An 11,802-nucleotide genomic window follows, 5' to 3' on the forward strand; every position below is an offset into this window, starting at 1 on the left:
AAATTTGATGGCAATAACATTGCAAAAGTCGACGGTGGTAACGGTTGTGGGAATTTCGCTGGCGATGTTGCTGGCAGGTTGTACCACTGACCAACGCTACAAACGCCAGGTTAGCGGTGACGAGTCTTATCTTGAAGCTCCGGCGCTGAAGCCGCTGAACTCACCAGCCGGGATGATTCTGCCTGTGCAAAATGGTGATTTTGATGTCCGTTCCGTTAACACTCAAGGCGCGGTGGGCAAACAGTTGGACATCCGTCCTCCGGTACAATCATTGGCATTGTTAAGCGGCTCTCGCGCTGAAAATGCTAACGATACCAGCAAGCTATTGTTAGAGAATAGCCCGCAAAATCGTAATCTGTGGGCGCAGGTTACCCGCGTTCTACAGGATAAAAACTGGGCGATTGCCAGCCGTCAGGATGCCAGCCAAACGTTGACAACTGATTGGGTTAAATGGAATCGCGCAGATGAAGACGTCCAGTTTGAAGGCCGTTATCAGATAAGTGTGCAGGAGCAAGGTTATCAGTTAGCTCTGGTGGTGAAATCCCTTGAATTACAACAAGGTGGTAAACCAATTACCAGCTATACCGAAATCCAGCGCTACAATGGCGCAATGCTGAATGCCATTATTGAAGGTTTGGATAAGGTGCGTTCTGATAGCGAAAGCAGCCAGGCGGCACGTAAAGTCGGTACTTTGGATGTTCAAAGTGGTAGCGATGATACTGGCTTACCGCAACTGATTGTTCGCGCACCTTATGCTGTGCTGTGGGAACGTCTGCCAGCCGCGCTTGAGAAAGTCGGCATGAAGGTGACTGACCGTAGCCGTCCACTGGGCACAATTAACGTGACCAGTAAATCCATGAGTAGCAGTAGCTGGGATGCGTTGGGTGCCAAAGACCCAGAATTGCCAACAGGCGATTATAAGCTGCAAGTCGGCGACCTCGATAACCGCAGTAGCTTACAATTCATCGGCCCTAAAGGGCAGCCTCTGACTCAGTCGCAGAATGATGCGCTGGTCGCAGTGTTCCAGGCGGCGCTTAGCCAGACGAGTGCTACAAGCACCCAATAATACCTAAAAGGGGCTTCGGCCCCTTTATTCATTTTATGGCGAGTTACACTTTCACATTACTGGAGTAATAAGATGCAAAAGCTAGCTGAGTTGTATCGTGGCAAGGCGAAGACCGTCTATACCACCGAAAATCCTGACCTGTTGGTATTGGAGTTCCGTAATGATACGTCAGCACTAGATGGTCAGCGCATTGAGCAGTTCGATCGTAAAGGCATGGTAAACAACAAATTTAACCATTTCATTATGGCTAAATTGGAAGAAGCCGGTATTCCAACCCAGATGGAAAGCTTGCTGTCAGACACTGAAGTGCTGGTGAAAAAGCTGGAAATGATCCCGGTTGAGTGTGTTATCCGTAACCGTGCCGCAGGTTCTTTGGTAAAGCGTTTGGGTATCGAAGAAGGTCTGGAACTGAATCCACCGCTGTTTGACTTGTTCTTGAAAAATGACGCCATGCATGACCCGATGGTCAATGAGTCTTACTGCAAAACATTTGGTTGGGCGACAGAAGCACAATTAGCGCGGATGAAAGAACTGAGCTATTTGGCCAATGACGTGTTGAGCAAGTTGTTTGATGATGCTGGTTTAATCTTGGTGGACTTCAAGTTGGAATTCGGCCTGTTCAATGGCGAAGTGGTGTTGGGTGATGAGTTTTCTCCTGATGGTAGCCGTTTGTGGGATAAGAAAACCCTGAACAAAATGGATAAAGACCGCTATCGCCAAAGCTTGGGCGGCTTGATTGAAGCCTACGAAGAAGTTGCGCACCGTATCGGCGTAAAATTAGACTAACTGCGCAATCGATTACGTTTTCTCTGACATAACTGTTTTATACCTTAAATAATTCGGGTTGCAGGAAGGCGGCAATTGAGAAATCCCGATGAGTTGACACCAGTCAATGATTCGGGTGAGCGAGAGCAGTCAACGCACATGCAGCTTGAAGTATGACGGGTATAAGGGGAGATAACCTCTATCTCCCCCTATTCTTCTTATTCCCCCTGCGGCATTAATCATTTGTTCTTTTAATGGTATTCGCCTTACGGATTTCCTACGATAATACATAAGGAATATATCTGGAGGCAAAGCTATGCGTTGGCAAGGTCGTCGCGAAAGTGACAATGTAGAAGACAGGCGGGGTGATTCCTCTGGCGGCGGTGGCGGTTTTCGGCCACCCATTGGCGGCAAAGGCGGCCTAGTCATCCTCATCGTCGTGCTGGTGGCGGGTTATTATGGGGTTGACTTGACGCCATTGCTAAATGGCAGTGACCCTATGTCTCAAACCCAGACTCAACCTCGATCACAAAGCGCTGTCAGCGCCAAAGATGATCAATATGCCAAATTTACCTCCGTGGTACTGGCTGACACTGAAGATACCTGGAAACCTATTTTTCAAGAAATGGGCCGCAGTTACCAAGAGCCAAAATTGGTGATGTACCGTGGTGCAACTCGCACCGGGTGTGGCACCGGTCAGTCGGTGATGGGGCCATTTTATTGCCCGGCGGACAGCACGGTTTATATCGATTTATCTTTCTATGAAGATATGAAAAACAAACTGGGTGCGGACGGTGACTTTGCTCAAGCCTATGTGATTGCTCATGAAGTTGGGCATCATGTGCAACATTTGTTGGGCATTGACACCAAAGTGCGGCAACAGCAGCAGGGTGTTTCTGAAGCAGAAGCTAATCGCCTATCAGTCAAAATGGAATTGCAGGCAGATTGCTTTGCTGGTGTATGGGGCAAAGCGATGGAAAAGCAAAATGTGTTGGAAATCGGCGACTTACAAGAAGCGTTGAATGCCGCACAGGCCATTGGTGATGATAGATTACAGCAACAACGCCAAGGGCGGGTGGTGCCAGATAGCTTCACTCATGGTACTTCAGCACAACGCTATACGTGGTTTAAACGGGGTTTCGACAGTGGCGATCCTAATAACTGCAACACCTTTGCCACCCGCTAATAGCGCTAGAACCTCACGTAAGCAGAGACTATTATAAGAAAACTTTTTGCCGGCGCACTCGTCGCCGGTACTTCATTGCAAGGCAGGGATAGGCATGACCGCTCTTGATCCAACTTTATTAATTCTCTTGGGGCTGGCTGCACTCGGCATTATCAGCCACAACATGACTGTCACACTCGCTATTCTGACATTAATCGCGGTGCGTATTACTCCGCTGAATCAGTTTTTCCCGTGGATAGAGAAATACGGTTTAACCATCGGCATATTGATTCTAACTATTGGCGTGATGACGCCAATTGCCAGTGGGAAAATCAGTGCCAGTGAAGTGCTGCACTCCTTTGTTCAGTGGAAATCTATTTTAGCCATTGTGGTCGGGGTAGCTGTTTCCTGGCTCGGTGGGCGGGGTGTCTCGCTAATGACCCATCAACCCTCTGTAGTGGCGGGATTATTGGTCGGAACGGTGTTGGGCGTGGCCCTGTTCCGCGGTGTACCGGTCGGGCCATTGATTGCCGCCGGATTGCTCTCATTGGTTATCGGTAAATCCTGAGGTGACCAACGGCATTATCGCCAGCCAAGCGCTGATGGCGCAGCAGGGACATCGGCGTTTACTGGTGCTCAGTGGCAGTGCTGATTGGGCGCGGCAGCAGGCGATAAATCTGTCCGAGCAATTGCCCGGAGATTGGTGGTGGATTGGGGAATCTTTGCCGCCAAATATTAATGGAATCCGGCCTACTGCGGCCAAAACCTTGTTGGGGCAGGAGGGGCTACACGGTGTGTTTGATGCCAGCAATGGCCTGAATACAGAAGCGCTGGCGGTGTTGGCGGGGACATTGCGGGCTGGCAGTTGGTTGGTGATGTTGGTGCCAGAGTGGGGCAGTTGGCCACTTTTACCCGATGCCGACAGTTTGCGTTGGAGTGAGCAGAATGCCCCAATCACGACGCCAAATTTTATCCGCCATCTACAGCGCCAACTTCTGGCCTCTCCCGATGTCGTTTTGTGGCAGCAGGGGCTGTTGCCGCCAGAACTGCAGTTTGATATTCGCCCACATTGGCAGCAACCCGACGGCACGCCCACCGCAGAACAGCAAAATATTCTTCAGCGCTTGATGCAGGCCAAACAAGGTGTTTGGGTGCTGACGGCGGCTCGTGGGCGCGGTAAGTCGACACTGGCGGGTATGTTGGTGGCGCAGTGGCCGGGCAAATGCTGGGTCACCGGGCCGGGCAAGGCAGCAACTCAAGTATTAAGCCAGCGAGCCGGAGAGCGCGCGCGTTTTTGGGCACCAGATGCGCTGCTAGATTTCTGTCAACGCCATGATGTCAGTGATGTTGACTGGCTATTGATTGATGAGGCCGCCGCCATCCCAACCGCGCTACTGTCGGCGCTTTTGGCCTACTTCCCACGAGCATTGTTAACCACCACGGTGCAAGGCTATGAAGGCACCGGGCGCGGATTTTTATTAAAGTTTTGCGCGACCTTGAGTGATTGGCATCATTTAACATTGACCAACCCGATCCGCTGGGCCAGCCATGACCCACTGGAACAGATTATCGACGACATCATGTTATTTAATGATGACCGGCTTAATGATGATTGGGTGAATGATATATTGTCGCCGACAGCATCCGCCATTGCACAGATCGAAATCTCCACTTGTGAACAGCCTGATTGGCTGAATAATCCCGAATTATTGCGCCGCTTTTACGGCTTGCTTTCCAGTGCCCATTACCGCACCACTCCGCTGGATTTACGGCGTTTGATGGATGCACCGGGCATGCATTTTTCTGCCGCCAAGATGGCGAATTCAGTGATAGGCGCTTTGTGGCTGGTGGATGAGGGCGGGCTGGATAGCCGATTAGCGCTCGAGATTTGGGCGGGCAGGCGGCGGCCAAAGGGCAGTTTAGTGGCGCAATCGCTAGCCGCTCACAGCGGTCAATGGCAAACACCGACCTTATTATCCAGACGAATCAGTCGCGTTGCGGTAGCGCCATCCTGGCGAAAACAAGGGATTGCCCGGCAGATGATTGTTGCCGAACAAGCTCGTGCGCAACGGGAAGGGCTAGATTTTCTTTCGGTCAGTTTTGGCTATACCGCAGAATTAGCGTGTTTTTGGTGTGCCTGCGGTTTTCAACTGGTGCGCATGGGCAGTCACAAAGAGGCCAGTAGCGGCTGTTACGCGGCAATGGCCATGCTGCCCCTCAGTCCGGCAGGGGAAATGCTCTGTGAGACCGCGCGGCAGCAATTAGTGCGTGATTGGTATTGGTTGCAGCAATGGATTGGTCTGGAAACGCCAGTATCCTTACTGCCGCCAGAGCAACCTGATATCACCTTAAATGATGATGATTGGCGTGAGTTGGCCGGTTTTGCTTTTGCTTTCCGCCCGTTAGAGGCGAGTTTGCCCGCGTTACAGCGGTTACTATTACAAAATAAATTATTACAAACAGAATTACCGCTTCCCGCCTTGCGGCAATATTTGCAGCAGGGGCATACGGCAGCGGAAATTGTTCATCAATTGGGCCTTTCCGGGCGCAAAGCATTGGTGACTAAGTGGCGGCAGGAGGCCGCCGAGGGGATGGCGGCGATTGATGTTGATAAAACACACATTCCGGCCCCGCTTTGACTGCATGAATTCCCAAGAGTGGGATGAACAATGCCACTCTTTCAATTCTCTGCACCAACTTCATCAATAAAACCCAATATCCTTTTCAAACCAGCCGCCTATAGTTAACCGTATAATTATTTTGATACTAAAGGCTGCGAGATGAGTAAAAAATACATTGTGGTGCAACAACCGGCACAACCCGAACAATTAATTTTGTTATTTCATGGTGTTGGCGACAGTGCTGCCGGGATGGCACCGGTCGGTAGCCATTTTGCTCAAGTTTTTCCTCAGGCGCTGGTGGTCAGTATTGATGGGCCGTTTGCCAGCGGAATGGGCAGTGGGCGGCAGTGGTTTTCCGTACAGGGGATAACCGAGCAGGGGCGGCAAGGGCGTATTGATGAAGTGATGCCCGAATTTATTGCCACTGTGCGCCATTGGCAGCAACAAAGTGGGCTTGGCGCACGGCAAACTGCATTGGTGGGGTTCTCGCAGGGCACCATAATGTCATTGGAAGGGGTGAAAGTTCAGCCACAATTAGCCGGGCAGGTCATCGGGTTCAGTGGGCGTTTTGCCACTTTGCCGCAGCAACCTATCACTGACGTGGCCGTCCATCTGATTCATGGCGAACAGGATGGTGTTATTCCGGTTGGACAGGCCACCGCCGCAGCGCGGTGCTTAACGGCATTGGGGGCTTCTGTGACATTGGATCTGGATGCCAATACTGGGCATGGCATTAATCAGCCGATGCTGGCGCGGGCTATTGCCCATTTGCGCCAGGATTTTGCGGGGAATTAACTCAGGTAAACCGTGCTCCGGCCATTTACTTTTTCTTGTCTTTGTCCGGCCAGTCGTCGTCATCCCACTGCGCATTATTGTCGCGGTGGGGAGGGATCTCCGGCTTATTACTCAAAAATTTCTTATGATCAAGACGACGTAACTCTTTGATGCCATTTAAGATCATGCCGACAAGTATGATAAGAATGACCCACCAGTAATCAGCTAGCCAATGCATGTTAAATTCCTTTACCCGTCATATTTCAAGCAATTGTGTCTTGAAACCCATTGGGTATAGTTATAAATCGTGAAAAAATCATGGGTAAATGGCTGACAAGCCACTCACTACCCGCTACATCCTGTGCTTGCCAAGCTTCCAGTAGGATTGCTGGTGTCAGTAAATGCTGCGCCGTTGCCGCCAGAGGGTGGTAACTCAGGTGCCAAGGCTCTGCGGCAACACCGCCGGTGTCTTTGCTAAAGGGCCGGTAAAAACCAAATTCAGTCATGTGCGCATCAAGCCATTGAGTTAGCGGATAAAAATAACCCTCCGCTTGATACTCCCACGGCTCCAGTTGCAGTTTTTCCCCCATGGGTAACAGTGATGGATCGTAAATATCTAAATCACTGCCCCAATGGTGGCGGCTGGCCCCCGGGAGAGCAGACCAGTGCAAAATAGCTTCGCAACGGGCGGCGGCATCAAACCGAGAAATGTCTATCGGCTGGCTGTCTTTATCTAATACTGGCCGCTCGCCGCGAAATTTACCATTCCAGATAGCCAATTGGCGGTCAAAATCGCGAAAAGTGCTGGCTGGCTGTAAATCCAAACCCGCCACTTTAGCCGCCTGTTGCATGGCCCGAAAGGCATCAACAGCCGCTGGCTGCAAGCGGTGGTTACCGGTTAACACCACTAAATGCGCCGTTGAGCGCCCGGTAAGCATCTGTGGTGTCAATGTATTAGCTGTCATGCGATGAGTTGCTCCATGATTCTCTGATACATTCGGCTGAGCAGTTGTAAATCAGCGGCGTGAACGCATTCATTCACTTTATGGATCGTGGCATTGACCGGCCCCAGCTCAACCACCTGCGCGCCCATTAAGGCAATAAAGCGGCCATCGGAGGTGCCACCGGTGGTCAATAATTGTGGCGTAATTTCAGCATAATGTTCGACGGCGTTGACCACGGCATCCACCAATGCGCCACGGGCGGTCAGGAATGGCTGGCCAGATAATACCCATTCGAGGGTGTAATTGAGTTGATAGCTGTCTAGCAAAGCTTCAACTCGCTGCTTAATCATGCTGTCAGTCAGTTCAGTGCTAAAGCGGAAGTTAAACTGCACATAGAACTCACCGGGGATCACGTTATTACTGCCCGTTCCGGCATGCAAATTGGCGATTTGCATACTGGTAGCGGGGAAAAACTCATTGCCTTCATCCCATTGCGTGGCAACCAGCTCATTCAGGGCGGGCATCGCGCGGTGAACCGGGTTGTCAGCCAAATGAGGATAAGCCACGTGCCCTTGAACACCATGGATATGCAAGTTGGCGGTGATTGAACCGCGGCGGCCATTTTTCACCACATCACCGACGCGGTCGGTGCTGGATGGCTCACCCACCAGACAATAATCCAGCCGCTCATGACGCGCCATCAGGGCGTTAACCACTTTAACGGTGCCATTAATGGCTTTGGCTTCCTCATCGGAGGTAATCATAAATGCCAACCGGCCTTGATGATTAGGGTGTGCGGCAACAAAGCGCTCTGCCGCAACTACCATGGCTGCCAGCGAACCTTTCATATCGGCGGCACCCCGACCATACAGCATGCCATCGCGGATGGTCGGTTCAAATGGCGGGCTGTTCCAGTGGCTTTCATCGCCGGTAGGAACCACGTCGGTATGGCCGGCAAACGCCAGTGTTTTACCTTCGCCACGCCATGCCCAGAAATTAAGGGTATCACCAAAATTCATCGGCTCGACAGTAAAGCCGATAGCCTCTAAGCGCTGAATCATGATCTCCTGGCAGCCCGCATCATTTGGGCTGAGCGACGGGCGTTTAATCAATTGTTGGGCCAGGTCGATTACCGGACAGATCATGTTATTGCACCTCAATAGCGTTTTGGTTATGGGTCATGTTTTGTTGCGCCAGATGTTGCTGAATAAATAGTTGGTAACTTTCTATTTTGAAGCCCAATAGCATCTCGCCATTGGCGGCTTCCAGCAGCGGGCGTTTGATGATAGCGGGCTGCTCCAGCATCAGTAATTTGGCCGATTGCGCATCAGTGATGGTATCGCGCTGGGTCTGCGGCAGTTTGCGCCAGGTGGTACCACGGGTGTTCAGCAACGGCTCCCAACCCAGTTTATCGATAAAACCTTGCAACTGCTCGTCACTCAATCCATCCACGCGATAATCGTGAAACTGATAGGTAATACCTTGCTCTTCCAGCCAGCGACGGGCCTTTTTTATGGTGTCACAATTTTTAATGCCATAAAGTCGCAATAATGGGGCTGCTGGGTTATCTGACATGGGAAAATAATACCTATATGTGCGTGTTAGTTCCGAACAACAATTATCTGGCGATGATTTAGATCGCCAAGAATCAATGTTGACTAGATACTTCGATGATAACGCAAGTTGCTACGACTTTGATCCCAAATATGAACTAATCGTGGATCGGGGGGGAAGTGCTGAATTGGGTGGGGAGAGGATCGAGGAAGGTTAGAGTCATATACCAAGAAAATTAAATCTTCCCTTAACCCAAATATTATTACACTCATCAACACGAAAGGACTAAAATCGCCCAATGGATATGTTATATAAAACAAGGAATAAGTTTGATGTCAACCGGATATTGGATAGTTAAAGGCGATAAAACCAGTTGTGGCGGGATAGTACATGAGGGGATGGCAGAGAGGACATTTGCTAATAACCCGGTCGCTGTGAATGGCAGTAAAGTCTCGTGCGGGAAACACCCCGGCAGCTACAGCGTGGGTGGAGGGCATCCGGGCGAGATAGTACATGGGCATTATGTCGCCAGTACGCTATATAGCCGTTCAACTTGCCCGTGCAAAGCTTTTTTTATTCCGTCACAGACGTGGGCATCTCATGGCCCTTATCAGGGAGGGCTACAGGCCGCCGCTTCCCGTTCAGTGGTAGATTCGTCAGTGGCCGAGCCACAGCAGTTCGCCCAGTCAGCCAAAAAAACCAATCTACCGCCGTATCTTACTGGCGATAAAGCTCCCTCCGAATTTGTACCTGATTATCCAGTACTGCGTAATACAAGGGATTTGCCCGATTTAAAAGTCCGTGATTTATTACGCAACAATAATCATGACATTATGTTCCTGACGGCAGAAGAAGCCTATGAAGTACTAGCCGATTGGGGAACATATCAAAAAGGTTGGGTTGATATTACCCAAAGCCCATTAGGTGAGGTTGTCGTAAACTACGGAACAAATATCAAGGATGTGGTCACGACATCAAAACTTATTGTTGATCTCGGTGGTTTGGGTATTCAGGCGACAATGTATATCAATCATAAAGGCACTGAGTTAATTAAATTAACCGGATATCCAGGAATCCGTAAAGTACTTAATGCTCCAGTATTTGCGGCTAAAAATCCCAAGGTTGTTGATTTAGGTATTGGTAAATATGGTTTGAATAATTCAATTGTACAGGGAGCCCGATTAACATTCTATGTGGCTGCGGCTTTCAGAACGCTTGATTATATTCTTAATGACGAAGTCTCCTTAGCTAAATTTATCGGCAGTTTAGCAACTGATATTGTTAAGATAGGATTATCCTCTGGTGCAGCATGGCTTGGGGGAACTATAGCCACAGTATTCTTTGCATCAGCCCTTGCTCCAGTAGTTGTTGCTGTGACTGTTGGTTTTTTTGCTGCAATAGGTCTAAACGCTCTTGATGAAAAATTTGGCATAACAGATAAACTTATTGAGTTAATTGAAAAGTCACAACAAGATATTGCACAGAAAGCTAATGATTTAAAACAAGGGATTGTTGACATTGTTGCTCTTGAAATGGATGCAATGCTTGATAAGGGAATTGAATTTACTCAATATGAAATGAGAAAATACATTAAAAATGTAATGTCTGAGTTAATTAGAGGGCATTTTTGATGGAAAAGATACCACTAAAAATGAGATGCATTGCATTTTCTTTTATCGTCTTTCTTCTTACACCACTATGTATTTTCATAATGTATATACTGGTTGATGAGTTAAGAGATTGGTCAGAATCCCCAGACATTCTGGTTTTTTCTTCACTTAGTATAGCCGCCGGAGTAATAGCCCCACTATTTTTAATAATATTAGTCATTATTTCTATTGAACCAATTTTTAAAGGCCGTAGAGCATCGATTATGTTACAAACGGCATGCTCCAAGTTGCTGTATTTATTGATGATTATTGGTTTTGTGGTGAATTTAGGTTTTAATTATTATTATACAGGGAAGTTAGTTGAACAAGGTTATACTAAATGCAGAGGCATACCGTCCGGTTCGATGCCCGGAATGGCGACAAAATATGCAAAATCAGAAAGTTTGTGCTATTTGAAATAATCGTCACAATGAGTAAGTATACTGCAATTCGGTACGCGGGAGGGCCACAATCACGTGGCCTTTTTGTTTTCTGGTACTGCTTATATTTGCCCATAATACGAAAAATGGGGTTTTAATTCAGATGGCTATAAGGGCGAAAATGCAGCCAAGAGTTTTTAGCCAATCCGGTCAAGATCAGCAGCATATTGGCGAATGGCTTTCTGGTAGAGGCTGATATCCTGATGATTTGAAGTTTCAGCCAGCAATATCAATAAGGTGGCGACCGCTTCTTTGGTTTCACCCAGATTGTACAGGGTCATCGCCCGGAACAAGGTTATTTCTTTGGCCTGTGGGAAACTCACCAGCGCGCGATCAAAAGTATCCAATGATTCTTGATATAACCCCAAAGCTCGATAAGTGCTACCCAGCCCCAGATAAGCCTCCTGTAACTCTTGACCCGCCAGATTATGCTCGATAGCAGCACGATAGAAGGGGATCGCTTGCAACTCTAACCCTTGCACATCATACAACGAGGCAATCTTATACAGCAGGCTGGCGTTATGGGGATCACCGCGCAGTAAGTTTTGCGCCATTGCCACTGCATCATCATAACGGCCCAACTCTTTCAGCGAATCAATAGAATGCTTCATGGTTTTACTCTGTATTTTACCAATATATGTCCAAAGAACTTGCTATATCCCAAGAACTTGGCGTTGCAGGTAGGCAGCAAGCGAACACCCCTGCAGCTTCAAGTGCGAAGGGGATATATGTGCACGCTACTCCGGAATTACCTAACAGGCAAGCAAAGTGGCGGTTTACTCACTAATCGGCCCCTTTTGTATTCCACTCTAATCTTTGTGGAT

Annotated in this window: 13 protein-coding genes; 8 read left to right on the forward strand and 5 right to left on the reverse strand. The window is 48.9% G+C overall.

The window, feature by feature from the left end:
• Positions 1 to 7 precede the first annotated feature (7 nt).
• The 6 genes from bamC to ypfH all read left to right on the forward strand — a co-directional run bounded on the left by bamC (position 8) and on the right by ypfH (position 6,412).
• Positions 8 to 1,066 carry an outer membrane protein assembly factor BamC gene (bamC, locus tag DXZ79_RS05735; RefSeq protein WP_038635164.1) on the forward strand — a complete coding sequence of 353 codons (1,059 nt, stop codon included), beginning with the start codon at positions 8 to 10 and terminating at the stop codon, positions 1,064 to 1,066.
• A gap of 72 nt (positions 1,067 to 1,138) precedes the next feature.
• Complete coding sequence (gene purC, locus DXZ79_RS05740) at positions 1,139 to 1,852, forward strand: phosphoribosylaminoimidazolesuccinocarboxamide synthase (protein WP_005162080.1); 714 nt, start codon at positions 1,139 to 1,141, stop codon at positions 1,850 to 1,852.
• A gap of 295 nt (positions 1,853 to 2,147) precedes the next feature.
• Positions 2,148 to 3,017 (forward strand): KPN_02809 family neutral zinc metallopeptidase, encoded by an 870-nt coding sequence (ypfJ, locus tag DXZ79_RS05745; RefSeq protein ID WP_050291477.1) that lies wholly within the window; start codon positions 2,148 to 2,150, stop codon positions 3,015 to 3,017.
• A 94-nt stretch (positions 3,018 to 3,111) separates the two neighbouring features.
• Positions 3,112 to 3,564 carry a DUF441 domain-containing protein gene (locus DXZ79_RS05750; RefSeq protein WP_038635159.1) on the forward strand — a complete coding sequence of 151 codons (453 nt, stop codon included), beginning with the start codon at positions 3,112 to 3,114 and terminating at the stop codon, positions 3,562 to 3,564.
• A 1-nt stretch (position 3,565) separates the two neighbouring features.
• A complete protein-coding gene (locus DXZ79_RS05755) occupies positions 3,566 to 5,635 on the forward strand; it encodes a tRNA(Met) cytidine acetyltransferase TmcA (RefSeq protein WP_162928729.1) in 2,070 nt (689 codons plus the stop codon).
• 141 nt (positions 5,636 to 5,776) lie between these two features.
• A complete protein-coding gene (gene ypfH, locus DXZ79_RS05760; RefSeq protein WP_038635155.1) occupies positions 5,777 to 6,412 on the forward strand; it encodes an esterase in 636 nt (211 codons plus the stop codon).
• 25 nt (positions 6,413 to 6,437) lie between these two features.
• Here ypfH and DXZ79_RS05765 read toward each other — a convergent pair whose 3' ends face one another.
• The 4 genes from DXZ79_RS05765 to DXZ79_RS05780 are packed head-to-tail and all read right to left on the reverse strand — an operon-like array spanning position 6,438 to position 8,910.
• Positions 6,438 to 6,629 (reverse strand): YpfN family protein, encoded by a 192-nt coding sequence (locus tag DXZ79_RS05765; RefSeq protein WP_038635152.1) that lies wholly within the window; start codon positions 6,627 to 6,629, stop codon positions 6,438 to 6,440.
• Between the two features lie 25 nt (positions 6,630 to 6,654).
• Positions 6,655 to 7,356 (reverse strand): M15 family metallopeptidase, encoded by a 702-nt coding sequence (locus DXZ79_RS05770; RefSeq protein ID WP_038635126.1) that lies wholly within the window; start codon positions 7,354 to 7,356, stop codon positions 6,655 to 6,657.
• Complete coding sequence (dapE, locus tag DXZ79_RS05775) at positions 7,353 to 8,480, reverse strand: succinyl-diaminopimelate desuccinylase (RefSeq protein ID WP_038635102.1); 1,128 nt, start codon at positions 8,478 to 8,480, stop codon at positions 7,353 to 7,355. The genes DXZ79_RS05770 and dapE overlap by 4 nt, the downstream gene beginning before the upstream one ends.
• A 1-nt stretch (position 8,481) precedes the next feature.
• A complete protein-coding gene (locus DXZ79_RS05780; protein WP_038635080.1) occupies positions 8,482 to 8,910 on the reverse strand; it encodes an ArsC family reductase in 429 nt (142 codons plus the stop codon).
• A 311-nt stretch (positions 8,911 to 9,221) separates the two neighbouring features.
• Between DXZ79_RS05780 and DXZ79_RS05785 the strand changes: the two genes are divergently transcribed.
• Positions 9,222 to 10,520 (forward strand): PAAR domain-containing protein, encoded by a 1,299-nt coding sequence (locus DXZ79_RS05785; protein WP_120011150.1) that lies wholly within the window; start codon positions 9,222 to 9,224, stop codon positions 10,518 to 10,520.
• Positions 10,520 to 10,960, forward strand: a complete 441-nt coding sequence (locus DXZ79_RS05790) for a DUF1240 domain-containing protein (protein WP_050291473.1) — start codon at positions 10,520 to 10,522, stop codon at positions 10,958 to 10,960. Before DXZ79_RS05785 ends, DXZ79_RS05790 begins: the two co-directional genes overlap by 1 nt.
• Positions 10,961 to 11,115: 155 nt before the next feature.
• On the opposite strand, the gene DXZ79_RS05795 is transcribed toward DXZ79_RS05790, so the two are convergent.
• On the reverse strand, positions 11,116 to 11,589 hold the full coding sequence (locus tag DXZ79_RS05795; RefSeq protein ID WP_038635072.1) for a tetratricopeptide repeat protein: 474 nt from the start codon (positions 11,587 to 11,589) through the stop codon (positions 11,116 to 11,118).
• Positions 11,590 to 11,802: the final 213 nt, after the last annotated feature.

The organism is Yersinia rochesterensis, from assembly GCF_003600645.1.
Lineage (GTDB): Bacteria > Pseudomonadota > Gammaproteobacteria > Enterobacterales > Enterobacteriaceae > Yersinia > Yersinia rochesterensis.

Coding starts and splice junctions, on each gene's coding strand:
- bamC (WP_038635164.1), top strand. CDS start 8: ATGGCAATAACATTGCAAAAGTCGACGGTGGTAACGGTTGTGGGAATT.
- purC (WP_005162080.1), top strand. CDS start 1,139: ATGCAAAAGCTAGCTGAGTTGTATCGTGGCAAGGCGAAGACCGTCTAT.
- ypfJ (WP_050291477.1), top strand. CDS start 2,148: ATGCGTTGGCAAGGTCGTCGCGAAAGTGACAATGTAGAAGACAGGCGG.
- DXZ79_RS05750 (WP_038635159.1), top strand. CDS start 3,112: ATGACCGCTCTTGATCCAACTTTATTAATTCTCTTGGGGCTGGCTGCA.
- ypfH (WP_038635155.1), top strand. CDS start 5,777: ATGAGTAAAAAATACATTGTGGTGCAACAACCGGCACAACCCGAACAA.
- DXZ79_RS05765 (WP_038635152.1), bottom strand. CDS start 6,629: ATGCATTGGCTAGCTGATTACTGGTGGGTCATTCTTATCATACTTGTC.
- DXZ79_RS05770 (WP_038635126.1), bottom strand. CDS start 7,356: ATGACAGCTAATACATTGACACCACAGATGCTTACCGGGCGCTCAACG.
- dapE (WP_038635102.1), bottom strand. CDS start 8,480: ATGATCTGTCCGGTAATCGACCTGGCCCAACAATTGATTAAACGCCCG.
- DXZ79_RS05780 (WP_038635080.1), bottom strand. CDS start 8,910: ATGTCAGATAACCCAGCAGCCCCATTATTGCGACTTTATGGCATTAAA.
- DXZ79_RS05785 (WP_120011150.1), top strand. CDS start 9,222: ATGTCAACCGGATATTGGATAGTTAAAGGCGATAAAACCAGTTGTGGC.
- DXZ79_RS05790 (WP_050291473.1), top strand. CDS start 10,520: ATGGAAAAGATACCACTAAAAATGAGATGCATTGCATTTTCTTTTATC.
- DXZ79_RS05795 (WP_038635072.1), bottom strand. CDS start 11,589: ATGAAGCATTCTATTGATTCGCTGAAAGAGTTGGGCCGTTATGATGAT.